The 26,329-nt window shown below is 70.9% G+C and carries 23 protein-coding genes, 2 tRNA genes and 4 pseudogenes; 16 read left to right on the forward strand and 13 right to left on the reverse strand.

Translation table 11 applies throughout. The annotated features are described in order from the left end of the window. Positions 1–67 precede the first annotated feature (67 nt). Entirely contained in the window at positions 68–958 is an 891-nt protein-coding gene (locus ACIBVL_RS13625; RefSeq protein ID WP_399096824.1) for a helix-turn-helix transcriptional regulator, read from the reverse strand. A gap of 86 nt (positions 959–1,044) precedes the next feature. On the opposite strand from ACIBVL_RS13625, the pseudogene ACIBVL_RS13630 reads away from it, so the two are divergent. Next, positions 1,045–1,389: pseudogene (locus ACIBVL_RS13630) on the forward strand (SDR family NAD(P)-dependent oxidoreductase); the annotation flags it as partial. A 98-nt stretch (positions 1,390–1,487) separates the two neighbouring features. Here ACIBVL_RS13630 and ACIBVL_RS13635 read toward each other — a convergent pair. Both ACIBVL_RS13635 and ACIBVL_RS13640 read right to left on the reverse strand, forming a co-directional pair. Further along, a complete protein-coding gene (locus ACIBVL_RS13635) occupies positions 1,488–5,933 on the reverse strand; it encodes a PAS domain-containing protein (RefSeq protein ID WP_399096828.1) in 4,446 nt (1,481 codons plus the stop codon). Positions 5,934–6,376: 443 nt separating this feature from the next. Next, the gene (locus tag ACIBVL_RS13640; RefSeq protein ID WP_399096831.1) at positions 6,377–6,895 is read right to left on the reverse strand and encodes an SSI family serine proteinase inhibitor; all 519 of its coding nucleotides are present in this window, start codon (positions 6,893–6,895) and stop codon (positions 6,377–6,379) included. A gap of 159 nt (positions 6,896–7,054) precedes the next feature. On the opposite strand from ACIBVL_RS13640, the gene ACIBVL_RS13645 reads away from it, so the two are divergent. Together ACIBVL_RS13645 and ACIBVL_RS13650 are read left to right on the forward strand one after the other, a co-directional pair. Continuing rightward, positions 7,055–7,145, forward strand: a tRNA-Ser gene (locus ACIBVL_RS13645). Between the two features lie 214 nt (positions 7,146–7,359). Continuing rightward, positions 7,360–7,432, forward strand: a tRNA-Arg gene (locus ACIBVL_RS13650). A gap of 123 nt (positions 7,433–7,555) precedes the next feature. On the opposite strand, the pseudogene ACIBVL_RS13655 reads toward ACIBVL_RS13650, so the two are convergent. Then, positions 7,556–7,696, reverse strand: a pseudogene (locus ACIBVL_RS13655) (protein kinase); the annotation flags it as partial. Positions 7,697–7,748: 52 nt separating this feature from the next. On the opposite strand from ACIBVL_RS13655, the pseudogene ACIBVL_RS13660 reads away from it, so the two are divergent. Then, positions 7,749–8,020, forward strand: a pseudogene (locus ACIBVL_RS13660) (NUDIX hydrolase); the annotation flags it as partial. A 260-nt stretch (positions 8,021–8,280) separates the two neighbouring features. Continuing rightward, positions 8,281–8,577, forward strand: coding sequence for a hypothetical protein (locus ACIBVL_RS13665; RefSeq protein ID WP_399096834.1), 297 nt, complete (start codon positions 8,281–8,283; stop codon positions 8,575–8,577). A gap of 108 nt (positions 8,578–8,685) precedes the next feature. Here ACIBVL_RS13665 and ACIBVL_RS13670 read toward each other — a convergent pair. Further along, positions 8,686–8,784 (reverse strand): annotated as a pseudogene (locus ACIBVL_RS13670) (IS5/IS1182 family transposase); the annotation flags it as partial. Between the two features lie 164 nt (positions 8,785–8,948). Here ACIBVL_RS13670 and ACIBVL_RS13675 point away from each other — a divergent pair. Both ACIBVL_RS13675 and ACIBVL_RS13680 read left to right on the forward strand, forming a co-directional pair. Next, complete coding sequence (locus ACIBVL_RS13675) at positions 8,949–9,767, forward strand: hypothetical protein (protein WP_399096837.1); 819 nt, start codon at positions 8,949–8,951, stop codon at positions 9,765–9,767. Between the two features lie 351 nt (positions 9,768–10,118). Continuing rightward, entirely contained in the window at positions 10,119–11,030 is a 912-nt protein-coding gene (locus ACIBVL_RS13680) for an aldo/keto reductase (protein ID WP_399096839.1), read from the forward strand. Positions 11,031–11,236: 206 nt separating this feature from the next. On the opposite strand, the gene ACIBVL_RS13685 is transcribed toward ACIBVL_RS13680, so the two are convergent. The 6 genes from ACIBVL_RS13685 to ACIBVL_RS13710 all read right to left on the reverse strand — a co-directional run bounded on the left by ACIBVL_RS13685 (position 11,237) and on the right by ACIBVL_RS13710 (position 14,324). Continuing rightward, positions 11,237–11,845, reverse strand: coding sequence for a DJ-1/PfpI family protein (locus tag ACIBVL_RS13685; RefSeq protein WP_399096842.1), 609 nt, complete (start codon positions 11,843–11,845; stop codon positions 11,237–11,239). Between the two features lie 57 nt (positions 11,846–11,902). Next, positions 11,903–12,349 carry an iron chaperone gene (locus ACIBVL_RS13690; RefSeq protein WP_399096845.1) on the reverse strand — a complete coding sequence of 149 codons (447 nt, stop codon included), beginning with the start codon at positions 12,347–12,349 and terminating at the stop codon, positions 11,903–11,905. Positions 12,350–12,401: 52 nt separating this feature from the next. Continuing rightward, entirely contained in the window at positions 12,402–12,854 is a 453-nt protein-coding gene (locus ACIBVL_RS13695; RefSeq protein WP_399096848.1) for a pyridoxamine 5'-phosphate oxidase family protein, read from the reverse strand. 56 nt (positions 12,855–12,910) lie between these two features. Further along, the gene (locus ACIBVL_RS13700; protein ID WP_399096851.1) at positions 12,911–13,375 is read right to left on the reverse strand and encodes a helix-turn-helix transcriptional regulator; all 465 of its coding nucleotides are present in this window, start codon (positions 13,373–13,375) and stop codon (positions 12,911–12,913) included. A gap of 28 nt (positions 13,376–13,403) precedes the next feature. Continuing rightward, a complete protein-coding gene (locus ACIBVL_RS13705; protein WP_399096854.1) occupies positions 13,404–13,814 on the reverse strand; it encodes a VOC family protein in 411 nt (136 codons plus the stop codon). Positions 13,815–13,931: 117 nt separating this feature from the next. After that, on the reverse strand, positions 13,932–14,324 hold the full coding sequence (locus ACIBVL_RS13710) for a hypothetical protein (RefSeq protein WP_399096857.1): 393 nt from the start codon (positions 14,322–14,324) through the stop codon (positions 13,932–13,934). An 84-nt stretch (positions 14,325–14,408) separates the two neighbouring features. Here ACIBVL_RS13710 and ACIBVL_RS13715 point away from each other — a divergent pair, with 84 nt between their 5' ends. Continuing rightward, complete coding sequence (locus tag ACIBVL_RS13715) at positions 14,409–14,957, forward strand: YciI family protein (RefSeq protein WP_399096860.1); 549 nt, start codon at positions 14,409–14,411, stop codon at positions 14,955–14,957. Between the two features lie 30 nt (positions 14,958–14,987). Here the strand turns inward: ACIBVL_RS13715 and ACIBVL_RS13720 are convergent, their stop codons facing one another. Then, on the reverse strand, positions 14,988–15,479 hold the full coding sequence (locus ACIBVL_RS13720; protein ID WP_399096863.1) for a MarR family winged helix-turn-helix transcriptional regulator: 492 nt from the start codon (positions 15,477–15,479) through the stop codon (positions 14,988–14,990). Positions 15,480–15,651: 172 nt separating this feature from the next. On the opposite strand from ACIBVL_RS13720, the gene ACIBVL_RS13725 reads away from it, so the two are divergent. From ACIBVL_RS13725 to ACIBVL_RS13760, 8 genes are all read left to right on the forward strand, one after another. Then, complete coding sequence (locus ACIBVL_RS13725; protein WP_399096866.1) at positions 15,652–16,014, forward strand: HGxxPAAW family protein; 363 nt, start codon at positions 15,652–15,654, stop codon at positions 16,012–16,014. A 102-nt stretch (positions 16,015–16,116) separates the two neighbouring features. Further along, positions 16,117–17,001, forward strand: a complete 885-nt coding sequence (locus ACIBVL_RS13730) for a DUF2797 domain-containing protein (RefSeq protein ID WP_399096869.1) — start codon at positions 16,117–16,119, stop codon at positions 16,999–17,001. Positions 17,002–17,149: 148 nt separating this feature from the next. Beyond that, a complete protein-coding gene (locus tag ACIBVL_RS13735) occupies positions 17,150–17,890 on the forward strand; it encodes a response regulator transcription factor (protein ID WP_062701118.1) in 741 nt (246 codons plus the stop codon). Beyond that, a complete protein-coding gene (locus ACIBVL_RS13740) occupies positions 17,887–19,506 on the forward strand; it encodes an ATP-binding protein (protein ID WP_399096872.1) in 1,620 nt (539 codons plus the stop codon). The genes ACIBVL_RS13735 and ACIBVL_RS13740 overlap by 4 nt, the downstream gene beginning before the upstream one ends. Before the next feature lie 14 nt (positions 19,507–19,520). Beyond that, positions 19,521–21,053, forward strand: coding sequence for a glycosyltransferase (locus ACIBVL_RS13745; RefSeq protein ID WP_399096875.1), 1,533 nt, complete (start codon positions 19,521–19,523; stop codon positions 21,051–21,053). Beyond that, the gene (locus ACIBVL_RS13750) at positions 21,050–23,239 is read left to right on the forward strand and encodes an ArnT family glycosyltransferase (RefSeq protein ID WP_399096878.1); all 2,190 of its coding nucleotides are present in this window, start codon (positions 21,050–21,052) and stop codon (positions 23,237–23,239) included. Before ACIBVL_RS13745 ends, ACIBVL_RS13750 begins: the two co-directional genes overlap by 4 nt. A gap of 119 nt (positions 23,240–23,358) precedes the next feature. After that, positions 23,359–24,753 carry an MFS transporter gene (locus tag ACIBVL_RS13755; RefSeq protein WP_399096881.1) on the forward strand — a complete coding sequence of 465 codons (1,395 nt, stop codon included), beginning with the start codon at positions 23,359–23,361 and terminating at the stop codon, positions 24,751–24,753. 234 nt (positions 24,754–24,987) lie between these two features. After that, positions 24,988–25,749, forward strand: coding sequence for a TetR/AcrR family transcriptional regulator (locus tag ACIBVL_RS13760; RefSeq protein ID WP_399096884.1), 762 nt, complete (start codon positions 24,988–24,990; stop codon positions 25,747–25,749). A gap of 42 nt (positions 25,750–25,791) precedes the next feature. Here ACIBVL_RS13760 and ACIBVL_RS13765 read toward each other — a convergent pair whose 3' ends face one another. Then, positions 25,792–26,265: a PPOX class F420-dependent oxidoreductase gene (locus tag ACIBVL_RS13765; RefSeq protein ID WP_399096887.1), complete on the reverse strand. Its 474-nt coding sequence runs from the start codon at positions 26,263–26,265 to the stop codon at positions 25,792–25,794. Positions 26,266–26,329: the final 64 nt, after the last annotated feature.

Consider the following 26,329-nt stretch of genomic DNA (forward strand, 5'->3'; position numbering starts at 1 on the left):
CTGAGTACCGTTCACCTGAGTACGCCGGGCAGGTCACCTCGCGGCACCTGCCCGGCGTACGCCGTCTTCACCGTCGTAGGGCCTGATCACCGCCGTACGGCCGTGGTGTGGCGGCGGTTGGAGCAGCCTCGGCTCCCAGGACGTTCAGCAGAGCCAGGGCCTCGGCGGCAGGGGATCCCGGCGGCGCGCTGTAGAGCACGAGGTGCTGGTCGCGGTCCGTGAGCGTGAGCGTGTCGCAGTCGACGGTGATGTCCCCGACGACCGGATGGCGGAAGGTCTTCGTGAGCATCGCCGCGGCCTGTACGTCGTGCCGCTCCCAGAGCCGGGCGAAGTCGGGGCTGGCGTCGCGGAGCTCGTCGACGAGGCCGGTCACCGCGGTATCCGTCGGGTAGCGGGCGAGGGTGGCGCGGAGCTCCATGACGACGTGGTGCCGGAACTCGGCCGCGTCCGAGACCCCGTACAGCGTCGTGCCGGGCCGCGTCGGCCCGAGGAATGCCCGGCGCGCGAGATTGCGGTCCTCGGGGGCGAGCCCGGCGAAGTCCTCCATGAGCGCGGCCGCGAGGTCGTTCCAGGCGAGCACCTCGAACGCGGCGGACACGACCAGAGCGGCCGTCTGCGGAAGCCGCTCGAGGAGCGCGCGGATGCTTGGGCGGACGTCGCGCCGGTGCAGCCGGGCCCGGGTCGGCGCGGTGCCCGCGAGGACGTGGAGGTGGTCGGACTCGGCGTCGGTGAGCCGCAGCGCACCCGCGATCCCGGCCAGGACCTCGCCCGAGGGCCGCGGCGCCCTGCCCTGCTCGAGCCGGACGTAGTACTCCGTGGAGATGTGCGCGAGGACCGCGGCCTCCTCACGGCGCAGACCCGGTGTCCGGCGTCGCGGTCCGGAGGGAAGGCCGACGTCCTCCGGCCGCAGCCGCTCGCGACGGCTGCGGAGGAACGCCCCGAGTTCCTGTTTGTCCATGACCCAAGTCTGCACGCCGCGCGGCGGCGGATCCTGGTACCGCCTGTGCCTGTATCCGGCCTGGAGGCGGGTCTCACGCTGTCGTCATGACGAACGACATCGACATCTCGCCCGTCGGCCTGCTCACCGGCAAGGTCGTGTTCATCACCGGCGCCAGCCGCGGCATCGGGGCGGCCGCGGCCCGGCTCTTCGCCTCCGAGGGCGCCGCCGTCGTGCTCGCCGCCCGCAGCGCACCCGCCCTCGACCGCATCGTCACCGAGGTCCGCGCCGACGGAGGCGTCGCCGACGCCGTCACCCTGGACCTCGCCGACCGTGCGAGCATCCGCGCGGCGGTCGACCGCGTCGAGGAGCTGCACGGACGGCTCGACGGCGCCTTCAACAACGGCGCGGCGCTCCAGCAGCCCGGCCCGCTCGACACCACGCCGGGCGAGGCGTGGTACGTCGACGGTGCCTCTCCCAACCCGTGCACAGCTGACGTCACGACTCGTGCACGAAGCCGGTCGTGCTCCAGCCCAGCGCCAGCCGGGGCCTAATTGGTGCCGATGCGGGACAGCAGGTCCACGATCCTGCTCTGCACCTCGGCACTGGTGGACCGCTCGGCGAGGAAGAGCACCGTCTCCCCCGACGCGAGACGCGGCAGGTCCGCCTGGTCGACGGCGGCGGTGTAGACGACCAGCGGGGTGCGGTTGAGCTGGCCGTTCGCCCGCAGCCAGTCCAGGATGCCCGCCTGTCGCCGGTGGACCTGCATCAGATCCATCACCACCAGGTTCGGCCGCAGCTGCCCCGCGAGCGTCACGGCGTCCGCGTCGCTCGCCGCCCGCGCCACCTGCATCCCACGCCGCTCCAGCGTCGCGGTCAGCGCCAGCGCGATCTCCGCGTGCTCCTCGATGAGCAGCACCCGCGGCGGATGCTGCTCACTGTCCCGGGGCGCCAGGGCCTTCAGCAGTACGGCGGGGTCGGCGCCGTACGCCGCCTCGCGCGTCGCCTGTCCGAGCCCGGCCGTGACGAGGACCGGAACCTCCGCGGCGACGGCCGCCTGCCGCAGCGACTGCAGCGCGGTACGGGTGATCGGCCCGGTCAGCGGGTCCACGAACAGCGCGGCCGGGAAGGCGGCGATCTGCGCGTCGACCTCTTCACGCGAGTGCACGATGACGGGCCGGTAGCCACGGTCGCTGAGCGCCTGCTGGGTGCTCACATCGGGCGCGGGCCACACCAGCAGCCGACGCGGGTTGTCCAACGGCTCCGGCGGCAGCTCGTCGTCCATCGGCATCGGCCGCGGCGGATCCGCCACCTCGACGGCGCCACCGGGACCGTCCAGCGGCTCGGGCCCCTCGGCGGCGTTCTCGTCCGGCGCTCCGATCGCGTACGACCGCCCGGCACCCTCGGTGGCTCCCGGAGCGAGCCGTGACTGACCGGCGAGGGACGGCTGCGGCGGCAGCGCCTGAGCGGCGGGCGAGGGCTGCGGCGGCGCCTGACCCGCGAGGGAGGACTGCGGCGGCGGTGCCTGACCCGAGAGGGAAGGCTGCGGGGGCAGCGACTGAGCCGTCGGCGAGGGTTGCGGGGGCAAGGATGCCTGGCCCGCGACGGGCTGCTCCGCCGACGGGTGCTGACGAGCCGTCTGCTCCGGGCGGGCGGCCGGGTCGGGGGGCGTGCCCAGCTTGCGGCGCCGGCCGGAACCGCCCGGCGTGTGCGGGGTGGGCGTGGCCGTGGCCTGCGCGGCGGACTGGGCCTGCTGCACCTGCGCGGCCTGCCGGGTGAAGGGGACACCCTGACCCAGCGTCCGCACACTGATCGCCCGGCCCTGCGTCGAGTTCGGGTCCACGGGGAGCGGAGGCGCGGCCTCGGCGGGCAGGGGCTGCGCGACGGGGGCCGCGTGAGGCGTGGGGGCTTCGGGCGGGAGGGGGGTGCCCGTGCTGGGGGTGGGGGTGGGGGCGGCCTGTTTCGGTACGGCGGCCGGGGCGGGGCCGGGGACGGCTTCGGCGGGGAGCGGCCGGCCCTGCGCGGGGGTGGCGTTCGCGGGCCGGCCCTGCGGGACCGGCTGGGCCTGGGGCGGGACCGGCTGGGCGGGGGCTGCCTGCGAGGGGATCGGCTGGGCCGGGACGGGCTGACCGGGGGTCGGCTGAGCGAGGGCCTGCTGGGGGGTGATCGGCTGGCCGGGGACGGGCTGAGCGGCGCCGGGCTGCACACCATGGGCCGGTGCCGGCTGCCCGGCGATGTCCTGAGCCTGGGCCGGCACCTGTGCCTGAGCCTGGGCGGCCTGAGGGAGCGCCTGCCCCGGAATCTGAGCCTGGGCGGGAACGGCCGCGGCGGCCCCCGCGCCTGGCGCCGGAACACCTCCCGGCATTCCGGGCATTCCCGGCACTCCTGGCATCCCCGCGCCCGCCGCCTCCGTCGGCTGGCCCACGGCCCGGCGGCGGCGCCCGGTGGGCGCGGTGGTGGGGTGCGGCTGGGGCGGGGTGTGGTCGTCGGCCTGGTCGTGCGGGACGGCGTCGTGCCGACCGTGGTCGATCAGTGCGTCCTCGGACGAGCCCTGGGCGGGAATCTGGGCCGCCGGAGCCTGACCGGGAACGGGAGCCGGGGCGGGAACGGGGGCCGGGGCGGGCCCGACTTCCTCCGCCTGCCCGGGCACGCCCGTGGCGTCCGCCGTCCGGTCCGCCTCCGCCGGCGGCAGGGCGAACACCGTGCGGGGCCCCGCCTCCTGCGCGGCGGCGCGCTCGGACGCGGCGGCCAGCGCACGCCGACGGCGCCCGGTGGGCTGCCCGTCCTCGGCGGGCGCCCCGGCGACCGCGGGCAGGGCGGGCGGCAGGGCGTTCTGCTGTCCGCCGTCGGGAGGGGCGGGGGACAGGGCGTTCTGCTGCCCGTCGCCGGCGCGCCGGGCACGCCGTCCGCCGGGCGGCGCGGGGACGCCCTGCGGCGGAACCGTGCCGCCCAGTCCGGTCCCCACGGCCGCGGTCCCCGCCGCATGCTCGGCGGCGGTCACGACGGCACCCTCGGCCACGCCGGCGCCGGCACCCGCGTCCTCCGCGGGACGTCCCCGCCGTCGCCCGGTGCCGCCGGGGCTCTCTTCGGCCACCTCCGGCATCTCGCCCGGTGTCCCGTCGGCGGCCGGGCCGCGCCGGCGCCGTCGCCCGGTGGGAGCGGAGCTCTCCGCCTCTGAGCCCTCCGCCGCGCCCGGGACCTCACCTTCCAGGAAGGCGTCCACGGAGGACCGGCGGGCCCGTCGACGGCCGGGAGCCTGCTCGGCGCCCTCACCGCCGTCCGGGGTGCTCGGTACGGCCGGCAGCGCGGCGGGCGCCGGAGGGGCGACGGCCCCCGCCCCACCCCCGAGGGGGACTTCAAGGACGTAGGCACTGCCGCTCATGCCCGGCACCTCGTGCGTCTGCAGGACGCCCCCGTGGGCGCGCACGATCCCGCGCACGATCGGCTCGTGCACCGGGTCTCCGCCGGCGTACGGCCCGCGCACCTCGATCCGCACGACCTCCCCACGCTGGGCGGCAGCGACAACCACGGTGTTGTCCATGTACCCGCCCGCGGAGACGGGCGCGTTGCCGGTGGCGTCGACGCCCGCGACGTCGGCGACGAGATGGGCGAGCGCGGTCGCGAGGAGCCGTGCGTCGACCTCGGCCTCGATGGGCGGCGCGTGCACGGCGAACTGCACCCGCCCCGGCCCGATCAGCTCCACGGCCCCGTCGACACCGGCGGCGACGACGGCGTCGAGCATCACCTTCGTACGGATGATCGCCTCGGTGCCGGTGTCGAGCCGCTGGTAGCCGAGGACGTTGTCGATGAGGGTGGTGATGCGCGAGTAGCCGGCGGACAGGTGGTGCAGCACCTGGTTGGCCTCGGGCCACAGCTGCCCGGCGTCGTCCGCGGCGAGCGCGGCCAGCTCACGGCGCAGCTCGTCCAGGGGCCCGCGCAGGGACGTCCCGAGAAGGGTGAGCAGCTGGTCGTACCGGCCGGCGAGCGCGTCGTAACGGTCCTTCTCCCGCTCGCCGAGGGCCGCGTAGCGCTCCTCGGCGGCGGCGACCTCCTCCGTGTGCTGCTCGCGCAGCTCCTCGAGCTCGGTGACGTGCTGCTGGCGCAGCGCCGTGAGGTCGGAGGCGTGCTCCTCGGAGAGCCGCTCCAGCTCGTCCTCGTGCCGCTTCTCGACGGCTTCCTTCTCCTCGGCGAGCGCGTCGTACGGCCGCCGGTCGGTGAAGGTCATCACGGCACCGACGAGCTGGTCACCGTCCCGGACGGGAGCGGTGGTCAGGTCGACGGAGACCTTCTCGCCGCCCTTCGACCACAGCACCTGCCCGCGCACCCGGTGCTTGCGTCCGGAGCGCAGGGTGTCGGCGAGCGGCGACTCGTCGTACGGGAAGGGCGAGCCGTCGGCGCGCGAGTGCACGACGAGGGTGTGCAGCTCCTTGCCGCCGAGGTCACTGGCCCGGTAACCCAGTATCTGGGCGGCGGCCGGGTTGACGAGCACGATCCGCCCGTCGGTGTCGGTCCCCACGACCCCCTCGGACGCGGCCCGCAGAATCATCTCGGTCTGCCGCTGCGAGCGCGCCAGCTCGGCCTCGGTGTCGACGGTCCCGGTCAGATCCCGTACGACGAGCATCAGCAGCTCGTCGGCGCCGTAGCCGTACCCGTCGTAGGCCTGCTGGCCGTTCTCGAGGTTCGCGCTGGTCACCTCGACGGGGAACTCGGACCCGTCGGTCCGCCGGGCGACCATCCGGGTGGGCTTGGTCCGCCCCCGCGGATCCATGTGGTCGGGCCGCCGCATCGACCCCGGAATCAGCTTCGAGTCGAACTGCGGCAACAGATCGAGCAGCCCTCGCCCCACCAGAGCCGTACCCGGAGTCTCGAAGGCCTCGAGCGCGATGGTGTTCGCGTTGACGACTGTCCCATTGGCGTTGACCAGGACCAACGCGTCGGGGAGCGCGTCGAGTATGGCTGCGAGGCGAGCAGCGCCTCGGGATGGCCTGCTGCTCACGAGTCGCTTCCTCCCTGTTACCGCACCTTGCCGACCGCTCGGGCCATCTTGCCAACCGGCCCGCAGCGTGTCACGCGAGGGAGTCTAAGGGCTGGGGTCCGCCGAAAGGCCCCGGATGAGAGGGAGGTCGCACCACGAAGTGACACAGAACGTGTGACCGTACGCATGACCTTCGCGGGAGTTTTACGAGACGGGTGAATCCGCCGTGCGGCGCCTGTGCGCGAAGCCCCCGTGCCGGGAGCCCGGCCTCCTACCGGAACCCGGTCGACCGCCCGGGACGCGCCGCGGCGTCGCGGTCGCGGGCCTCTGCGGAGGCGGCCCCAGCCCTCTACGGCGTCGCGGCCCGAGCCCCTGCGGCGTGGCGGCTACAGACGTCTCCACGGTGCGGCGGCCCCGGACCCCTGCGGTGAGGTGGCGGCCCCGGCCCCTGCGGTGCGGCGGCCTCAGACGCCCTGCGGCGTCGCGGCGGGGCGAAGGTCCGGCCGAAGATCCGGCAGCAGCGGAACCATCCGATCCCACCGCTCGATCTCGCACCCGTCGCTGCGGGCGTACGTCGCGTCGACGGGCCGCCCGGCCCAGCGGCCGGTGACATGGGCGGTGGCCGGTCCCCCGTACCGCAGGGTGCACACCCCGCCGCTCGGCGCCGGCGCGAAGGCGTCCCGCCCCCACCGGGTCCTCCGGTCCACCGCCCGACACGCCCCCGACACGTTCGGGTGAGTGCCGCCACCGGGATGACACCACACCTCGAACGTCCCATCCACCCGTCCACCCGCCCGTCGGACGGTGACGACGAGATGATCTCCGCCGGCCTGGTCCTCCTCCCGCAGGGGCGGGGGCGCGAGGACGTCTCGGGCGGGGGCGGCGAAGCCGGGAGTGGGGAGCGCGGTGCAGAGAGCGGCGACGGCGACGGCGAAGGCGGCGCCGAGTCGGCGAGCGGTTCTGGACTGGGTGACCTGCGACATGACCCGACTAACGCGATGCCGCGGGCGACGTTCCGCACCGGGAAGCCCTTTGCTCTGTGGCCGGAGTGCCTAGTACCGTGGACGTCGATTGGTGACAGCACGCTCGACTGTGTCATCATCTGCACGCACCCACTCGCACACACGCGAGAGGGATGTGCTGGAGGCGTCGCCTAGTCCGGTCTATGGCGCCGCACTGCTAATGCGGTTTGGGTCTTAAAGCCCATCGAGGGTTCAAATCCCTCCGCCTCCGCTCGATCACCGAAGCCCCGGTCCGTTCACGGCCCGGGGCTTCGTCGTTCCCCGTTCCGGGCGACCGCCCGAGCGGCCTCTGGAGCCATTTCCGCAGGTCACAAGGGGTATGGCAAACGGATTTCACATGACGGCGGCAGTCATGTAATGTTCTTCCTGTCGCCGCGAGCGGGCCGGAAGGGCCGGGAGCGAAGGCCAGAAAAACCGAATAACAAGCACTCGTAGCTTAACGGATAGAGCATCTGACTACGGATCAGAAGGTTGCAGGTTCGAATCCTGCCGAGTGCACACAGGTCGAAGGCTCCGGATCACTCCGGGGCCTTCGGCGTTTCAGGGGCGTACGCTGCGGGCGATCTCCGGGGCCTCGTAGTGGACGAGACAGCCACGGAACGGGAGGGTTTCCACAGTCGGTGCGGTCCAGGGCTGTGCGGGCCAGTCGGCTGTGGCCTCCACCGGATAGCCGAGCTTCACGGCGTTGTGGCCCCGAGGGCTGAAAACCTCCCACACCGTGGAGCCCCGCCGGTTGACGGCCAGGCGTTGCGCGTTGGGCATGAGCGGAGCACTGCGGTGTGGGCGACGGCGACGCCAGACCGAGAAGATGACCATGGCACGCACCGAGTACTACGGCGATCCAGACGCCCCCAAGCCCAACAGCTTGGTCGTCGCGGCGTCCGCGGTGGCCACTGACGACGAGGGACGCTTTCTTCTGCAGCGCCGACGAGACAAGCATCTCTGGGCGCTGCCTGGCGGCGGCACGGAGATGACCGACAAGTGCGTCGAACCTTCAATGTCTGTCTCACCGCCCGAGTGATCGGCGGACAACTGGCGATCCCTCACGAATCCACGGGGTTGCGATTCGTCCAGGCGGAGGATCTGGGCCGTTTCTTCCGGATCGGCAATCGCTCGGGAAGGCAGGGCTGTTGCCCGGCCGCCGGGGCGCGGGGGAAGGCAGGTGTCCTTGCACCGCCGAATCACCCGCCCGCTCGAGCAGGCGTTCACCATGCAAAGCTCGACGCGTTCCTGGCCCGCATTGCCGACCGTGAGCCGCATCTCCGACTCGCGGCATGAGGAACAGAATTTCCTGGCCGCGTGTACTAGGATCCGCCGATAGCATCACTTGATCGATAGGAGGCCCGATGATCGGCGTGCTCGTGACTTTCACGCAGACCGACAAGTTCGATCGTTCAACTGTCGCAAGGATTGCCGGTGAACTCCGAGGACCGTTCGAAGGTATGGCCGGCCTTCGCTTCAAGAGCTTCATGCTCGACGAAGACGGCGTTCAGGCAAGGAACTTCTACCTGTGGGATGACGAGGAGAAAGGCCGCGCCTTCTTCACGGAGGAGATCGTCGACAAGGTGACGGGGATGTATGGTGTCCCGCTCAAAATCGAGTATCTCGATGTCGTGGGGTTCGTCGACAACTCCGGCACCTGATTCTCAAGGAGGCTGTCGCCAACCCTTGCTGTACAGGCCGTTTGGACCATGCGATCGAGAGCAAGTGCTGCTGCACCCTGCAGCCCTCTGAGCTGCGCGACTGGCTGCCCGAGGACCACCTCGCCCGGTTCGGTGGGGGATCACAGCTCTGATCCCGCGGCTTCGCAGGTGCTCGCGCGTGGCCCGGGACGAGTAGGCGCGGTCGGCCGAGCTCCCCATGGTCGGGGGCAAGCCGGCATAGAGCACTGCGACTCGTCGGACACGCCTATGCGCTGGAACTCTGGCGCAGAGCTGTCCGCCGCGGGAGAATCACTCGTCGCGGGACGGTGGTCGTACAGTGTTCGGGCTGCCGGAAGCCTTCGGGGGGATTCATGGGGGAGCAGAGGCGTCCTGGAGTCAGACGTTCTGAGCAAGTTGAGAATGGCTGTGCGATCTCTGGATGTGGAGCGCTCCTATTCATCCTCGTCGCCATTGTGGCGATCATCCCGTTCGGTGCCAGTTGCTCGCCTGCGACGGTGGGCCCCGATGGCGACGGCCAAGCGGAATTTCAGGCAAGTATTGTGGACGACCGCAAAAAGCTGTTCAGCGGTGAACTCACCTACGGGACCGACGTCGTTGCGAAGGTGGGAGACTCCTTCGCATACGAAGTCGAATTGACCGCGATAGGTGAAAACGAGTCATCGACCTGGCCCCCGGATCATGCTCAGGCAACGCCATGGCCCCCTCCGCAGCGGCGGAACTTCCAAGTCGGCGGTGTGCAAAGTGCGAGCCTCTCATCCGGAAGCTCGAGCGTAAAAATCGAGTCACTTTCCGACGCTCAAACGAAGCAGGTTATCGCAGAGCCAGGAGACATGGCCAGGTGGGCTTGGAGGATCTCCATAAACGAGCCCGGAGTTTACGAACTTCTATTGACGGTTGTGACCTATCAAGGAAACTCGGATCGCGCTCTCGCAGTGCTGACGCCACCCATCACAGTGTCCCTGCACGTTGAGGACACCATGTCGCACCGATTTGAATCCATGAAGGGTTTCCTCGCGGCATTTGGCGTTGTCGTCGGCGGCGCCATCACTGCACTTCTCGGAGCCTTCGCATTCCGAACGCAGCTCATCGAGTTCACGAGGGAGAAAAGGGCTCAGTGGCAGGAAAGGCGTCGTGGCCCCCAAGACGACAGCAGGGACGGGTTCTTGTGAGATGCGGGGCAGCCGAAGCTGGGCAGCAGCACTGACCAGTGCTGACCACCACCGAGCGCCCTGCAATCCCAATGCCGAGTGGCCAGTCCACTGGCCTCAGGCGCGCGACACCCCACGCCGTCCACATGCACGTCCGGTGGCCCGGTACCGGATCGGGAACCGGCGGTGAGAGGTCTCGCTGACATGCTGAATTGACGACACACACGAGCCTTCTCGGTGCGGACTGCGATCCGCCGGGGAGGCTTTTTTTCATGTCCGGGCAAGCGAGTCCCGGCAGTGGTGGAACCGCTTCGAAGCCTCGCGTGCCCGACCATCGGTTCCCGCCCCAGCCCGTAGGAGGAGACCCTTTCCATGAGTCAGCGAACGAACGCTGTCGCAGCCGCTGGTACCTGGCGACTCGGTGATTTGATCGTCAACCGCCTCGGGTTCGGTGCGATGCGTCTGACCGGTACCGCGCCCTTCGACCGCGGCGCACCGCGTGACCGCGAGCAGTCGATCGCCCTGCTTCGGCGAGCTGTTGAGCTGGGGGTGAACCACATCGACACCGCCGCGTTCTACTTCTCGGCGACGCGTTCCGCGAACGAGCTGATCAACCGAGCGCTGGCACCGTACCCGGAGGACCTTGTCATCACGACCAAGGTCTGGCCGGGCCGCGACTCCTCGGGCGCGTGGTGGTGGGCCACACCCACGCAGTTGCGTGGGCAGGTGGAGGAGAACCTGCGGCAACTCGGTCGAGACCACCTGGACGTGGTGAACCTGCGCGTGCCACCGAGCCGGCGGACGGGCTCGGTCGGCGATCACTTCGGCGCGTTGGCCGAACTACGTGACGAGGGATTGATCCGGCACCTGGGCCTCTCCCACGTCACTTCCGAGCAATTGACGGAGGCCCGCGCCATCGCCCCTGTCGTCTGCGTGCAGAACCCCTACGGAATTGGCGCATCGAGCGAACAACGGGCTCTTCTGCGCCTCTGCGGCGAACTCGGCATCGCCTTCGTCCCCTTCTTCGCGATCGCCGGTTCCGGGCGCGAGGCGGGTCCGGCGGCCCAGGACAGCGAGGAGGTGCGTGCCGTCGCCCGCGCACACGGGGTTTCCGTCGCACAGGTCCGTCTGGCCTGGACCTTGCAGCAGGGGCCACATGTACTGGCCATCCCCGGGACCGGCGATCCCGGGCACCTCGCGCAGAACGTCGCGGCCGGTGCGCTGCGGCTCTCGGAGGAGGAGATGGCGCTCCTCGCACTCGCGGCAACCGGCGGCGCGTCGTAGTCCGAGGGCCAACCACGCGACGCGGTCCGCCAAGACCGTGTCCTGCGACGGCGATGCGAGCGGCGGGCCGTGAGGAACGCGTCGCGTTCCTCGCCGACGGGAGTGAGGTCGGTCTGGCCGGCCCACCCGCACCCGCTCACCGGAGCCGCGCCGGCCGGTACGGCAAGCAATCGCACACGGCGCCGGCGCGATCCGTCTTGTGGCTGTCAGCGCAGCGCGGCCCGGCCCGTGTGGACGGCGCGCAGGGCGCGGTCGACGGTCTGCTGGTTCTCGCCGACCGGAGCGACGTAGTCGAGGACGTCGCGTGCGGTGTCCTCGCCGAGCGTTCGGGTGATCACCCAGGTGGCGAGGTACTGGGACGACAGGCAACCGCCGGCCGTGGCGATGTTTCCCTCGGCGTGGAAGGGCCTGTCCAGCACGGTGATGCCACGGGCTTCGACAAAGGGGCGGCTCTTCAGGTCCGTGCAGGCGGGCATGCCGTTCAGCAGGCCGAGGCGGGCCAGCACCAGCGCGCCGGAGCACTGTGCGCCGATCAACTGTCGCGACGGGTCGAGCCGCAGGCCGGAGACCAGCCGGTCGTCGGCGACCACCTCACGCGTCTTCACCCCGCTGCCGATCAGCACGACGTCGGCTTCGGTCACGAACTCCATCGGGCGCTGGCCGGTCACCTCGACACCGTTCATCGACGTGACCACCGGCGCCGGCGTCGTGATGAAGGCTTCCAGGCCGTCCTTACGGCACCGGTTGATCAGCGCGGCAGCGATGAAGCTGTCGAGCTCGTTGAACCCGTCGAAGGTGACCACGGCTACCTGCATCACCACTGCTTCCCTCACCATTCCTTCGAGTACGGCATCGGATCGCCGGCCCAGGCCTCAGCTCACTGCCTTCTTGAGCAGCGTGCTGATCCGTTCCTCGTCGGTCGGGGTCAGCCGGGTGAGGGCGTAGGCGGTCGGCCACATGGTGTCCTCGTCGAGGGCTGCCTGGTCGCTGAAGCCGAGGGTGGCGTATCTCGTCTTGAACTTCTGGGCGCTCTGGAAGAAGCAGACGACCTTGCCGGCCTTGGCATACGCGGGCATTCCGTACCAGAGCTTCGGTGACAGGGCCGGGGCGGCGGCCTTGACGAGGGAATGGAGCCGCTCGGCGAGGGCGCGGTCCGCTTCGGGCATCTCGGCGATCTTCGCGAGCACCTCGCTCTCCCCGTCGGCCTTGGAGGAGCGGGTGCCGCGGCGCGCGGATGCCTTCAGTTCCTTGGCGCGCTCCTTCATCGCGTCCCGTTCCTCGTCCGTGAAACCGTCGTACGTCTTGTCGGCCGCGTTCATCGCGGGTCTCCTCTCCGAGGGGTCTGAGCGGGTCCGGGGGTTCTGAGCGTGTTCAGGCCAGCCAACGGCCGGCGCGCATGAGGGTGCGGCCCTGCAGTTCGTTCGCCTCCCGCCAGGCCTGGATGCGCCTGGGGCGGATCAGGAAGTACTGGTAGGGCTCGTCGAGCTGGCGGGGGTCGAAGCCCGTTCTGGACGCGAACGCGTCGGCTGTCTCCGGGGCGAGGTCGGCGATGTCCACCGGTTCGGCCGCGCCGTCGACGATGACGACGTCGCGGGTCGGCCCGAGCGCGAGTCGTACCTGGCCGTCCGCCAGCAGATTGCGGCCGGTGACCGAGGCGCGCGGCGTCGAGATGAGGAACGCGGAGCCGTCCCAGAGGTAGGAGAGCGGGATGAGATGGACGCCCGGGGAGCCCGGCGTCGCGACCCAGAGATCGACGTCGTTCTCCAGTCTCGCGCGCGTGTCCCGCAGCCTCTCCTCGAGCCCACGTGGCGGTGCGGATGTCATGCTGTCTCCAGATCCGTCGTGCTTCTTTCGGGATCGTTGCACTTCCGGCGATCTTGTCACGCTGGTTGGGGCTCGGCGTTCGGTGCTTCCTGGTTCCTGACCGGCCTGGTCATCTGTTTGGCCACGCACGACGGCAGCCCCGCCGTGGCGTCCGCCGCCTGTCGGCGGTAGGCGCCCGGCGGCATGCCGACCAGTTCGGTGAAACGGGTGCTGAAGGTGCCCAGCGACGCGCAGCCCACCAGGAAGCAGACCTCGGTGACGCTGAGGTCGCCACGGCGCAGCAGCGCCATCGCGCGCTCGATGCGACGCGTCATCAGATAGGCGTACGGCGATTCGCCGTAGGCGAGCCGGAACCGGCGGCTGAGGTGCCCCGCCGACATGTTCGCGCCGCGGGCGAGCGCCTCGACGTTCAGCGGCCGCGCGTACTCCCGGTCGATCCGGTCGCGGACGCGCCGCAGTCGCGCGAGGTCGCTCAGACGCTGGGCCGCTGTGAGGGCCTGCTTCCACGCGGGACGACACATGAGAACCCCCTTCTCTTGGACGAACGGGTCAGCGGAGTTCCTGGATGCGGATCAGATTGCCCGCGGGATCGCGGAAGGCGCAGTCGCGGATGCCGTACGGCTGCTCGGTCGGCTCCTGGACGACCTCCGCGTCGCCGGCCTGCAGCTTCTCGAAGGTGCCGTCGAGGTCGTGGGTGGCCAGCAGGATCCAGCCGTAGGTGCCCTTGGCCATCATCTCGACGATGGTGCGGCGCTCGTCCTCGGTGACGCCGGGGTCGGCGGCCGGCGGCGCCAGCAGGATGGATGTGTCGGGCCGACCGACGGGGCCGACGGTGATCCAGCGCATCTTGCCCTGGCCGACGTCGCTGCGGACCTCGAAGCCGAGGGTGTCGCGGTAGAAGGCCAGGGCGGCGTCCGGGTCGTCATGCGGGAGGAAGGTCGTGTGGATGCTGATGTCCATGGCCTTCACGCTAGCCGCGGCCCGGTGACCGGCGCTTCTCGATTCCTGATCGGTGCGGCGGCCCGCGGTGATCGTTCGCCCGCGGCGCGGCGGCAAGGCGAGGTCGACCTGTTCCGGCTATGTGCCCGTGCGGGCGACCGTCACGTCGATGGCGCGGGCGTCGCGGCCCGGGGTGTCCACCGCGATCCGGACCTGCCAGGTGCCCCGGTCCCCGAGCCGGCGGACGAAGCGGGTGTGGCCCTCGACGTCACCGATGGCCAGGCGGCCGTCGTCCAGGCGGAGTCGGCCGTCGAACACGGTGGTGAAGGCCGGGTCGGCCGACACCGGGTCGCCGTGGTCCTGGAAGAGGCGTACGCGGATGAGGCCGGACTGGGGCCGGACGCGTACGGCGACATGGGTGTCGCAGCTCGCCGCGGGCGCGTCACCCAGTTCCAGGACCGGGGGCCAGTCCGTCGCGCCCAGGTGCAGTACCGGGTGATTCACGTACACCTCGACGCCCGCGATCTGCATGCGACGTCTCCATTCCGTGCGCTGGACAGCAGTACCGGCAGTCAATCAGCCGACAGGAGGCTAGCCTGCTGTGACACTGCCGGTATGGAGTTCTTCTGTTACCACCGGGATCGGGCCGGTTCCATGGCGCTGCGCGGCGAGCTGATGGAGGAGCACTGGTCCTACATGGACCGGTACGCGAAGGAGATGATCGCCCGTGGGCCGACCTTCGCCGAGGACGGCGAGACGCCCAGTGGCAGCGTGCACATCGTGGATCTGCCGGATTCCGCCGCCGCCCGCGCGTTCGCGTTCGACGAGCCCAACCACCAGGCCGGGGTGTACCGGGACGTGCTGCTGCGGCGGTGGCGCAATGTGCTGGGGCGCACCATGTGGGAGTTCCCCGGTGGCCGCAGTGGTGGCGGTCGGTATCTGGTGCTCGGCTTCGGGTCGGGACGTGCCGCGGACCTCGATGTGCCGGACGACCGCGACGGGCTCATCGCGTACGGGCCGTTGCTGTCCGACGACGGTGCCGTGTGGGTGGGCACGGCGGCGTTGGTGCGGGCCGAAGGGCCGGACGCGGCGCGCGCCCTGCTGGAACCCGAGTGGTACGCCGGGATCGAGGTGCACGAGTGGGAGTTCGGCGGGCGGCGGTAGTCAGGACCGGCCGGGTCACCGGGAGGGGGGTCAGCCGGGGGTGCCGTCCTGCTCGCGGAGTTCCTCGCGGTAGGCGTTCGCGAGTGTGGTCGCTCGGGTGAACCAGTCCGTCAGGACCGCGACCTCCTCGGGGGAGTAGTCCGCGAAGAGGGCGTTCAGGCGGTCGTAGTACGGCTGGTAGAGGGCGTACGCGCGGGCGACGGCGGAGGGGACGGCGGCCACCCGGACCCTGCGGCGGTCCTGGGGGTCGGCGCGGCGGGTGACGTAGCCGGCGCGTTCCAGGCGGTTGAGGATGCCGGTGACCGCGCCCGTGGTGACGTGGACGCGGGTCGCGAGGTCGCCCGCGGTGAGGAGGTCCTCGCCGGCCTGGAGGACGTAGGCGAAGCAGGTCAGGTCGGTGACGTTCAGGCCGAGGCGCTGGGCCATCTCCTGTTGGCCGATCATGCTCACCGCGATGAGGTCGTCCATGGCCGAGATCGCTTGGGCGGGGGTCGCCGTGGGGCGGGACGGAGTGGCTGACATCGCGGGCTGGTTCCTCTTCAGTCGGTTCCCCGTGGCTCCCGAGGCTCCCCAGGGGAGCAGCGGGTTCAGAGGGGGCCAGTGGGTTCGTGCTGGGTCCTTGTTATCTGCTTTCGGTTTCTCTTACCTTGTAAGAGATTAAGAATCTCAATCTCTTAGACTGTGAGGGAATCGGATGGCGGGGCATCTGTACGACGAGGGGCATACGGTCGCCGGCTGGACCGGCTTCGGGATCGCGGCCGTGGGTACCGCCGTCACAGGCGTCGGCGTGTGTGCGGTCTCCCCCGCCCTGCTGGGGGGCGGGCTCGCTGTCGTGGCCGTGAGTGTGCTGGTCACCTGGGCGCTGCATCTGGCGGGTTGGGGCAAGCCGCCGGGGGTGCGGCCGCGGGCGGAGTGGGGGATGCGGGTGCGGGACACCGGGGCCCGGGGCGGTCATCCGGAGTGCGTCGGATGCCGGCTCGCGGGGCGGGGGCGGGGGCGGCGGGACGCGGCGCCGGCCGTGCCGACGGACGTCGCGCCCGAGACCGCGTCCTCGTAAGCCTCGTAAGCCCGTAGGCCTCGGTAGTCCTCGTAGTGCTCGTCGACTCCCCCTCCGGCAGGTCGATGGCGTTGTCAGTGGCAGCCCCTACCCTCGCGAGTGATGGCACAGGTATGGAAGTGCGCTGGGCTCCGATGGTCGGCGGAGGGTCCCGTGCTGGTCTGGGACGGGGGGCGTCGCAGCCCGCTGGCCTGGGGGAAACGGGTGGCCTTCGGGGTCGCGGAGGGGGGCGTGCGGGAGTGTGCCGGGGCTCGCGGGTGTCCGTGTCCGGTGCGCGCCCGGGTGACGGGGAGGAGTACCGGGGCGCGGTGTGAGGAGTGTGCGCGGCTGGATCGGGCGCACTCCGTCGCCGCGGACACCTTCGCGGACGATCCGCGGCCCTATCACGTGTACCTGGCGTGGTTCGGGCCCGGGCTCGTCAAGGTCGGGATCACGGCCGTCGAGCGGGGGCCGGCGCGGCTGCTGGAGCAGGGGGCGGTCTGTTTCAGCTGGCTGGGCGGCGGACCGCTGATGGCCGCCCGGCGGACCGAGGAACTGTTGCGGGCGGCTCTGCGGGTGCCGGACCGGATTCCGTACGGCGAGAAGCGGGCGGTGCGGGCCGCCTTGCCGACAGAGGAGGAGGAACGGGTCGCTGAGCTCCGGGAGTTGCACGGGCGAGCCGTCCAACTGGGTGGCTGGCCGGAATCCCTGACCCGGGCGCCCTTCCGATCCGTCGACCATCTCCGGGTGTTCGGGCTCGACGCGGCGCCCGCCGCCCACGGAGAAGTGAAGGAGCTCGTCGCCGGGGGCGCGGTGAGCGGGGAGTTGGTGGCGGCCGCCGGGCCCGACCTGCACCTGGCGACCGGCGAAGGGGCCGTGGTCGTGCTGGACACGCGGTTGATGAGGGGGTGGGAGCTGGTTCCGGTCACCTCGGCGGGCGGTGGGGAAGTCCGGTTCCCGGTGAGGGAGTTCAGGGCGGAGAGATCTCTTCAGGACGGCCTGTTCTGAGCGGGGCGCGTGACCTGCGGCGCCCCGTCCGGGGTCAACTCGGCGTCAGCGGTTGCCAGGCATTGCCTGAGAGGCTCCTGTGAGTTTCTCAGGGAAATCACAGGTTGTCGAAAGAGAGCTCTAAGAGGACACCGACAAGGTGTTGCCCATGACCACGACCTCGCCCCAGGGGCGCACCGAACTGCTGAGGCCGGACGGGAGCCCCGTCCGAGTGCTTGTGGTGGACGACGAACTGTCGATCACCGAACTGCTGTCCATGGCCCTGCGCTACGAGGGATGGCAGATCCGCAGCGCCGGGGACGGCACGGGTGCCATCCAGACCGCGCGGGAGTTCCGGCCCGACGCCGTCGTTCTCGACATGATGCTGCCGGACATGGACGGGCTGACCGTGCTGGGGCGGCTGCGGCGTGAGCTGCCGGACGTTCCGGTGCTGTTCCTGACCGCCAAGGACGCCGTCGAGGACCGTATCGCCGGCCTCACCGCGGGTGGCGACGACTACGTCACCAAGCCGTTCAGCCTCGAAGAGGTCGTGGCCCGGCTGCGGGGGCTCATCCGGCGGTCCGGCGCCGCCGACCGGCGCTCCGACTCCGTACTCGTCGTCGGTGACCTCACCCTCGACGAGGACAGCCACGAGGTCTCGCGGGCCGGGGAGAACATCCACCTCACCGCCACCGAGTTCGAGCTGCTGCGCTTCCTGATGCGCAATCCGCGCCGGGTGCTCAGCAAGGCGCAGATCCTGGACCGGGTGTGGTCGTACGACTTCGGCGGCCAGGCCAACGTCGTCGAGCTGTACATCTCCTACCTGCGGCGCAAGATAGACGCCGGCCGTGAGCCGATGATCCACACCAGGCGTGGGGCCGGTTACCTGATCAAGCCCGCCGCGTCATGAGCGGGCGACGACGGCCACGTCCGCAGAAGCGACGAGCGGGAAAGCCGCGCACCCTGCGGACCCGGCTCGTCGTCGTGTCCGTGACCTTGATCGCCGTGGTCTGCGCGGTGATCGGCACCGTCACCACCCTGGTTTTGCGGGACCATCTGTACGGGCAGCTGAACGGCCGGCTGGGTGAGGTCGCGGCGCGCGTGGCACCCCGCGGCTTCGGCGGACCGCTCGGTCAGCCCAAGGGCAGCACCACGACGCCCAGCCAGCAGGGCAAGACGCAGACGAACGTGCTCGACGATGTCGTCAGGGGCCCGCAGTCGGACAGCACGATCGCGGCCAAGGTCGTGAACCGGAGCATCACCGAATCCAGGCGCGGCGTGAAGTCCAGCGACGACTTCTCGCTGAGCACCAAGGAGCTCACGGACGCCCAGGAGAAGGCGCTCAACTCCGTCTCCCAGGACGGCAAGATGCACACGGTGGAGATTCCCGGCCTGGGTTCCTACCGCGTCAAGTACGCGAGCAACGACAGCTCCGCCTACTACGTCGGCATCCCCACGACGGACGTCGACAACACCATCAACACCCTCATCCTCGTCGAGATCAGCCTCACCGTCGCCGGCCTCGTCGCGGCCGGTCTCGCCGGGACCGTCATGGTCGGCGTGGCCACCCGCCCCCTGCGCAAGGTCGCCGCCACCGCCACCCGGGTCTCCGAGCTCCCCCTGCACACCGGCGAGGTCAACCTCAGCGAACGCGTGCCCGAGTCGGAGACCGACCCGCACACCGAGGTCGGCCAGGTCGGTGCCGCGCTGAACCGGATGCTGAACCACGTCCACGGCGCCCTGCACGCCCGCCAGGAGAGCGAGATGCGGGTCAGGCAGTTCGTCGCCGACGCCAGTCACGAGCTCAGGACCCCGCTGGCCTCCATCAGGGGCTACGCCGAACTCACCCGCCGCGGACGCGAGGAGGTCGGCCCCGACACCAGGCACGCCCTCGGCCGTATCGAGTCCGAGGCCGGCCGGATGACCCTCCTCGTCGAGGATCTGCTGCTCCTCGCCCGGCTCGACGCGGGCCGGCCGCTGCAGTTCGAGCAGACCGACCTCGTACCGCTGGTCATCGACACCATCAGCGACGCCCGGGCCGCCGGACGCGACCACGTATGGCGTCTCGAACTTCCCGACGAGCCCGCGCTCGTGTCCGCCGACTCGGCGCGACTGCAGCAGGTGCTCGTCAATCTGCTGGCCAACGCCCGTACGCACACCCCGCCCGGTACGACCGTCACCGCACGCGTGCAGCGACGCGGACCGTGGCTGTGTGTGGACGTCCAGGACAACGGGCAGGGCATTCCGCCCGATCTGCTTCCGCACGTCTTCGAACGGTTCGCGCGAGGCGACTCGGCGCGCTCCCGGTCCACCGGCTCCACCGGCCTCGGCCTCGCCATCGTGCAGGCCGTGGCGACCGCGCACGGCGGTGCCGTGACCGTGGACAGCGTGCCCGGGCAGACCGTCTTCACGGTGCATCTGCCCGCCCTCGCCCCAGCCGTCCCCCAGCCCGCCCCCGAAACGAACTGGCAACTGGACTCACAGCTTGACCACAGTGCCACCACATGGGTGCAACAGGGCGCTTGACGAGAGTCGTTGGCATGCGAACCGACTCTTCTCCCGGCACCCTGCCGGCGCGGGAGCACCTCCCGGCCGCCACAGCCGGTACGCCTGTCCTGGACGTAGTGATCCCCGTCTACAACGAGGAGAAGGACCTCCAGCCGTGCGTCCAGAGACTGCACGACCATCTGACGCGTACGTTCCCGTACACCTTCCGCATCACGATCGCGGACAACGCGTCGACGGACACCACCGCCGAGGTGGCGCGGCGGCTGGAGGCGCGGATCCCGGAGGTGAGGAACTTCCGGCTCGAGCAGAAGGGCCGCGGCCGTGCGCTGCGGACCGTCTGGTCGGCCTCGGACGCCCCGATCCTCGCGTACATGGACGTGGACCTGTCCACCGACCTCAACGCGCTGCTGCCGCTGGTCGCCCCGCTGATCTCCGGCCACTCCGATCTGGCGATCGGCTCCCGGCTCGCCCGCTCCTCCCGCGTGGTGCGCGGGCCGAAGCGGGAGTTCATCAGCCGCGCCTACAACCTGATCCTGCGCGGCTCGCTCCAGGCCCGCTTCTCGGACGCCCAGTGCGGGTTCAAGGCGATCCGGCGTGACGTCGCGCAGGTCCTGCTGCCCCTGGTGGAGGACACCGGCTGGTTCTTCGACACGGAGATGCTGGTGCTCGCCGAGCGGGCGGGCCTGCGGATCCACGAGGTGCCGGTCGACTGGGTCGACGACCCGGACTCCACCGTGCACATCGTCAAGACGGCGACCGAGGACCTCAAGGGCGTCTGGCGCGTCGGCAAGGCCCTGGCCACCGGCTCCCTCTCGCTGGACCGGCTCACCCGCCCCTTCGGCGACGACCCGCGCGACCGGGACATCCAGGACGTGCCCAAGGGCCTGGCCCGCCAGCTCGTCGGATTCTGCGTGGTGGGCGGTCTGTCCACCCTCTTCTACCTGCTGCTCTACAGCGCGTTCCGCCAGTTCGGCGGTTCGCAGATCGCCAACGCGCTCGCGCTGCTGGTGTCGGCGGTCGCCAACACCGCCGCCAACCGGCGCCTGACCTTCGGGGTCCGCGGCCGGAGCGGTGCCGTCAAGCACCAGGCGCAGGGCCTGGTCGTCTTCGGTATCGGCCTCGCGCTGACCAGCGGCTCGCTCGTCGCCCTGAACGCGGCGACGACCGACCCCGCGCACTCCACCGAACTCGCGGTCCTCGTCGCCGCCAACCTCGCGGCCACGATCCTGCGCTTCCTGCTCTTCCGCGCGTGGGTGTTCTCGGACCGGCGGGAGGCCGACGACCCGACGACGACCGTGGTCGCCTCCCACCACCCGGTGAACCACCCGGTGAACCAGCCGGTGCACCACCCGGCGTATCCGGCCCACCCCACCGCACCGGCGTACGCGCCGCTGCCGCAGCGCCAGCTCATCCACCCGAACAACACCACCAGCACCACAAGCACCAGCACCACCACCACGGCCCAGTTCCGCGCCGGCGAAGCCGCGGACGGCACCTGGAGGGACGCCACCATGCGAATGCAGTCGGTGCGCCCCCACGACACCGACCCGGGGGACGCCCGATGACCACCCACCTCGACCAACCGGCAGCCACCTGGGGCCCGCCCCCCACGGCCCCCCCGACGACGGAGCAGCCGGGACCGGTCGTCCCGGCCCCCGAGTCGGGTGAGCCGAAGCAGCCCCTGCACCGCAGACTCTGGCGCGGACGCCCCGAGGACCCCCGCTGGGCCCGCCCGGCCTTCCTCGGCCTGCTGCTCGCCACCCTCCTCCTGTACCTGTACAACCTCAGCGCCTCCGGCTACGCCAACTCCTTCTACTCCGCGGCCGTCCAGGCAGGCAGCCAGAGCTGGAAGGCCTTCTTCTTCGGCTCGCTGGACGCGGGCAACGCCATCACCGTCGACAAGCCCCCGGCCTCCCTGTGGCCGATGGCGCTGTCGGTCCGGATCTTCGGTCTGAGCTCGTGGGCGATCCTCGCCCCCGAGGTGCTGATGGGCGTCGGCACGGTCGCCGTCGTCTACGCCTCCGTGCGCCGCCGGTTCAGCGCCGCGGCCGGCCTGATCGCGGGCGCCGTGCTCGCGCTCACCCCCGTCGCCGCGCTGATGTTCCGGTTCAACAACCCGGACGCGATGCTGGCCCTGCTGATGGCCGTGGCCTGCTACCTGGTGGCCCGGGCGCTGGAGGACGGCCGTACGAAGTGGCTGGTGTGGGCCGGTGTCGCGATCGGCTTCGCGTTCCTCGCCAAGACCCTGCAGGCCTTCCTGATCCTGCCGCCGCTCGCGCTCGTCTACGCGGTCTGCGCGCCGGTGTCGGTGAGGAAGCGCTTCGGACAGCTGGCGGCCGCGACCGCGGCGCTGGTCGTCTCCGGTGGCTGGTGGGTCGCGATCGTCGAGTTGTGGCCCGCGTCCTCCCGCCCGTACATCGGCGGCTCGCAGAACAACTCCTTCCTGGAGCTGACCTTCGGCTACAACGGTCTCGGCCGCCTCAACGGCGAGGAGACCGGCAGCGTCGGCGGTGGCGGCAACGGCGGCACCGGGCAGTGGGGCGAGACCGGCTGGGACCGGATGTTCAACTCCGAGATCGGCGGCCAGATCTCCTGGCTGCTGCCGGCCGCGCTGATCCTGCTGGTCGCCGGTCTGGTCGCCACCCGCACGTTCCGTCGCACCTCGGTCACCCGCGGTCTGTTCCTCGTCTGGGGCGGCTCGCTGCTGATCACCATGGTCGTCTTCAGCTACATGGCGGGCATCTTCCACCAGTACTACACCGTCGCACTCGCCCCCTACATGGCGGCCGTGATCGGCATGGGCGCAGGCCTGCTGTGGGAGAAGCGGTCCGAACTGTGGGCCTCCATCACCCTCGCGGCCTCGGTCGTGGCGGCGGCTTCCTGGTCGTACGTCCTGCTCAACCGCACCTCGGACTACCTGCCCTGGCTGAAGTGGCTGGTCCTGATCGGCGGCCTGGCCGCCGCGCTCGGCCTCGTCTTCGCGGGCCGGATCAACCGTCAGCTCGCCCTCGCGGCGGCCTCCGTCGGCCTGGTGGCCTCCCTCGCCGGTCCGACCGCGTACACCCTCAGCACCCTGCAGACGGGCCACACCGGCTCCATCGTCACGGCGGGCCCGGCGGGCGCGTCCATGATGGGCGGGCGCGGTGGCCGGGGTGGCTTCGGCGGCGGCATGCCGGGTCAGAACGGCAACGGCAACACCCAGAACCAACAGGGCAACGGCAACACCAACGGCTTCCCCGGCGGCGGCCAGATGGGTGGCGGCATGCCGGGCCAGAACGGCAACGGCAACACCCAGAACCAGGGCCAGGGACAGGGCCGGCAGGGCGGCCCCGGGGGCCAGACCGGTGACGGCGGCATGGGCGGCGGCGGTGGCGTCGGCGGCCTGCTGAACGGCGCGAGCGTCACCGACGAGGCCAAGAAGCTGCTGGAGGCCGACAGCGACAAGTACACCTGGGCCGCGGCCGCGATCGGAGCCCAGAACGCCGCCAGCTACCAGCTCGCCACCGGAGACGCGGTGATGGCGATCGGCGGCTTCAACGGCACCGACCCGTCCCCGACGCTGGCCCAGTTCCAGAAGTACGTGGAGGAAGGCAAGGTCCACTACTTCATCAGCGGCGGATCCGGCGGCGGCATGGGCGGCAGCAGCAGCGGTACGTCCTCGCAGATCACCTCCTGGGTCGAGGCCAACTTCAAGAAGGTGACGGTCGGTTCGGCCACCTTCTACGACCTCACGCAGAAGGCGAGCGGCTGAGGCCGACACCGGCACCGCGCAGGTGAGAGGAAGGGCGGTGGCTTGATGCCACCGCCCTTCCCCGTGCCGGCGTACAACTCCGTTGTACGCCGTACGGGACACCTTCTACGGTGTACAGCATGAAGACGCCCCCGTCCCCCCAGGGCCATGGCCAACGCTGGCTGATCCTCGGTGTGATCTGCCTGGCGCAGCTCACCGTGCTGCTCGACAACACGATCCTGAACGTCGCGATCCCCTCCCTCACCCGTGAGCTGGGGGCCAAGACCTCCGACATCCAGTGGATGATCAACGCGTACTCGCTCGTCCAGTCCGGGCTGCTGCTCACCGCGGGCAGCGCCGCCGACCGCTACGGCCGCAAGAAACTGCTGGCCACCGGACTCGCCCTGTTCGGCATCGGCTCGGTGGTGGCCGGGCTCGCCTCCACCCCCACGCAGCTGATCGCGGCACGTGCGGGCATGGGCGTGGGCGGCGCGCTGCTGCTCACCACCACCCTCGCCGTGGTGATGCAGATCTTCACGGCCGAGGATCAGCCGAAGGCGATCGGCATCTGGGCCGCGGTGAGCGCGCTCGGCTTCGCCACCGGCCCGCTGATCGGCGGTTTCATGCTCAATCACTTCTGGTGGGGCGCCGTCTTCCTGATCAACCTGCCGGTGGCGGCGCTGGGCCTGGTGGCCGTGATCGCCCTGGTCCCCGAGTCCAAGAACCCACAGGGCGACCGCCCCGACCTGCTCGGCGCGCTCCTGTCCACCATCGGCATGGCCTCGCTGGTCTTCGCGATCATCTCCGGCCCGACGCACGGCTGGACGTCGGCGCGGGTGCTGGTGAGCGCGGTCGTCGCGGCCGTCGTTCTCACCCTGTTCGCCTACTGGGAGACGAGGATCCCGTACCCCATGCTCGACCTGGGCTTCTTCCGCGACTACCGGTTCATGGGCGCGGTCGGCGGGGCGGTCCTGATCACCTTCGGCATGGGCGGCGCCCTCTTCCTGCTCACCCAGAACCTCCAGTTCGTCCTCGGATACGGCCCCCTGGAGGCGGGCCTGCGAACCGCGCCGCTCGCGCTGACCGTCGTCCTGCTCAACTTCACCGGGGTGGCCGCCCGGCTGACGGCGAGGCTGGGGGCGCCGGTGGCGGTCCTGGCGAGCATGGTGCTGATGGCGGGCGGCCTGGTGTCGATCGCGATGACCGGGGACGCGTACGCCGGGACCGCGGTCGGGCTGGTGCTCATCGGCGTGGGCTGCGCGGTCGCCAATCCGGCGATGGCGCACGCGATCATGAGTTCGATACCGCCGGCGAAGGCGGGGGTCGGCGCGGGGATCAACGGGACCCTGGCGGAGTTCGGGAACGGGCTGGGCGTTGCCGTGCTGGGGGCGGTGCTCAGCAGTTCCGTCGCCTCGGGCAAGTCGTTGTCGGCGGGGCTCGGAGCGGGGCAGCTGGTGGGGGCCGTGGCTGTGCTGGGCGGGGGCATGGTGGCGGCGGGGCTGCTGCGGCGGGCGGAGCGGGTCTCGGTCGCCTGAGGAGAAGGGGCGCCTGTGGGTGCGCGTGTGCAGGCCCGATGTGGCTGGTCGCACTCGCGGCGGAGCCGCACCTCGACACAGCCACGCGCCCCTCGGGCCGGACGGGACTCTCGAAGGACGCCCTAGCATCGGTCCCAGGACCCGGCTGCGCGGCTGGGAGTGCCGCACCCCGCGTCTGCGGCATGATCGGGCCGGACGGTCCTGGTTGCCGGAGACTCAGGGAGGTGCCTTGCCGTGGCCGAGAATGCCAAGGACGCCGCACACAGCAGTGTGTGGCTGGAGGGCAAGGCACGCCGGCGCGGTCGCGGCGGAGGCCAGCCCTCCGGGCTCGACCGCGACCGCATCATCGCGGTCACCGTGCGGCTGCTCGACGCGGAGGGGCTGGACAAGTTCTCCATGCGGCGGCTGGCGGCCGAGCTCAATGTGACCGCGATGTCCGTGTACTGGTACGTCGACACCAAGGACGAGCTGCTCGAACTCGCCCTCGACGCGGTCTACGGCGGGCTGGAGCTGCCCGATCCGGCGGCCGAGGGCGCCGACTGGCGGGAACAGCTGCGCGCACTGGCCACGGTGTACCGCACGCTGCTGGTACGGCACCCCTGGATCTCGCCGCTCGCCGGCCGTTACCTCAATATCGGCCCCCACTCCCTGCGCTTCGCCCGCACGGTCCAGCAGGTCGTCCTGCGCACCGGCCTGCCTGCGCACGGCATCACCGGCGCGATCTCGGCCGTGTTGCAGTTCGTGTACGGCTACGGCACCATCGAGGGCCACTTCTTCAGCCGGGTCGCGGACACGGGGCTGACCCCGGACGAGTACTTCCGTGACGCCATGAGCGCGGTCGCGGAGGCCCCGCAGACCGCGGAGCTCATCGAGCAGTCCAAGAGTCTGATGGCGGCTCGCGGCGGCGACACGGTCGCGGAGATGATGAACCGCGACTTCGCCTTCGCCCTGGACCTGCTGATCGCGGGCATCGAGGCGATGGTGGAACGGGGTTAGGACGGGGTCAGGACCTGTCCGGCACGATCCGCGGTCACAGCACTAGCCTTCGCTGGAGACCAGGCGAGCCGGGAAGCCGCCGGTGGCCACCGGGCCCCAGCGTTCGGGTGTGACGCGGATGATCGACTTGCCCTGCTTGAGCATGGCCGCCCGGTATTCGTCCCAGTCGGGGTGCTCGCCGGCGATGTTGCGGTAGTACTCCACCAGCGGCTCGACGGAGTCGGGTGCGTCGATGACCTCGGCCGTGCCGTCGATCTGGACCCAGGGTCCGTTCCAGTCGTCGCTCAGGACCAGGACGCTGACCCGTTCGTCCCGCTTGGCGTTGCGCGTCTTGGCGCGCTCGGGGTAGGTGGAGACGACGATCCGGCCCGAGTCGTCGACCCCGCAGGTCAGCGGCGACGCCTGGGGGCTGCCGTCGGTCCGCCGGGTCAGCAGGATCGCGCGGTGACGGGGGCGTACGAAGTCCAGCAACTCGTCGAGCGAGACGTCGGTGTTGGTCGCGATGTTCGGTGCCATGACGTCAGCCTAGGGCGTGTGGTGAAAGTCCCGCCTGCCAGGCCCCGCCCCGGCCGCCGGGGGT

The organism is Streptomyces sp. NPDC049687 (assembly GCF_044465285.1).
Lineage (GTDB): Bacteria > Actinomycetota > Actinomycetes > Streptomycetales > Streptomycetaceae > Streptomyces.

Coding starts and splice junctions, on each gene's coding strand:
- ACIBVL_RS13625 (WP_399096824.1), bottom strand. CDS start 958: ATGGACAAACAGGAACTCGGGGCGTTCCTCCGCAGCCGTCGCGAGCGG.
- ACIBVL_RS13640 (WP_399096831.1), bottom strand. CDS start 6,895: ATGTCGCAGGTCACCCAGTCCAGAACCGCTCGCCGACTCGGCGCCGCC.
- ACIBVL_RS13665 (WP_399096834.1), top strand. CDS start 8,281: ATGATCGGCGTGCTCGTGACTTTCACGCAGACCGACAAGTTCGATCGT.
- ACIBVL_RS13675 (WP_399096837.1), top strand. CDS start 8,949: ATGGGGGAGCAGAGGCGTCCTGGAGTCAGACGTTCTGAGCAAGTTGAG.
- ACIBVL_RS13680 (WP_399096839.1), top strand. CDS start 10,119: ATGAGTCAGCGAACGAACGCTGTCGCAGCCGCTGGTACCTGGCGACTC.
- ACIBVL_RS13685 (WP_399096842.1), bottom strand. CDS start 11,845: ATGCAGGTAGCCGTGGTCACCTTCGACGGGTTCAACGAGCTCGACAGC.
- ACIBVL_RS13690 (WP_399096845.1), bottom strand. CDS start 12,349: ATGAACGCGGCCGACAAGACGTACGACGGTTTCACGGACGAGGAACGG.
- ACIBVL_RS13695 (WP_399096848.1), bottom strand. CDS start 12,854: ATGACATCCGCACCGCCACGTGGGCTCGAGGAGAGGCTGCGGGACACG.
- ACIBVL_RS13700 (WP_399096851.1), bottom strand. CDS start 13,375: ATGTGTCGTCCCGCGTGGAAGCAGGCCCTCACAGCGGCCCAGCGTCTG.
- ACIBVL_RS13705 (WP_399096854.1), bottom strand. CDS start 13,814: ATGGACATCAGCATCCACACGACCTTCCTCCCGCATGACGACCCGGAC.
- ACIBVL_RS13710 (WP_399096857.1), bottom strand. CDS start 14,324: ATGCAGATCGCGGGCGTCGAGGTGTACGTGAATCACCCGGTACTGCAC.
- ACIBVL_RS13715 (WP_399096860.1), top strand. CDS start 14,409: ATGGAGTTCTTCTGTTACCACCGGGATCGGGCCGGTTCCATGGCGCTG.
- ACIBVL_RS13720 (WP_399096863.1), bottom strand. CDS start 15,479: ATGTCAGCCACTCCGTCCCGCCCCACGGCGACCCCCGCCCAAGCGATC.
- ACIBVL_RS13725 (WP_399096866.1), top strand. CDS start 15,652: ATGGCGGGGCATCTGTACGACGAGGGGCATACGGTCGCCGGCTGGACC.
- ACIBVL_RS13730 (WP_399096869.1), top strand. CDS start 16,117: ATGGCACAGGTATGGAAGTGCGCTGGGCTCCGATGGTCGGCGGAGGGT.
- ACIBVL_RS13735 (WP_062701118.1), top strand. CDS start 17,150: ATGACCACGACCTCGCCCCAGGGGCGCACCGAACTGCTGAGGCCGGAC.
- ACIBVL_RS13740 (WP_399096872.1), top strand. CDS start 17,887: ATGAGCGGGCGACGACGGCCACGTCCGCAGAAGCGACGAGCGGGAAAG.
- ACIBVL_RS13745 (WP_399096875.1), top strand. CDS start 19,521: ATGCGAACCGACTCTTCTCCCGGCACCCTGCCGGCGCGGGAGCACCTC.
- ACIBVL_RS13750 (WP_399096878.1), top strand. CDS start 21,050: ATGACCACCCACCTCGACCAACCGGCAGCCACCTGGGGCCCGCCCCCC.
- ACIBVL_RS13755 (WP_399096881.1), top strand. CDS start 23,359: ATGAAGACGCCCCCGTCCCCCCAGGGCCATGGCCAACGCTGGCTGATC.
- ACIBVL_RS13765 (WP_399096887.1), bottom strand. CDS start 26,265: ATGGCACCGAACATCGCGACCAACACCGACGTCTCGCTCGACGAGTTG.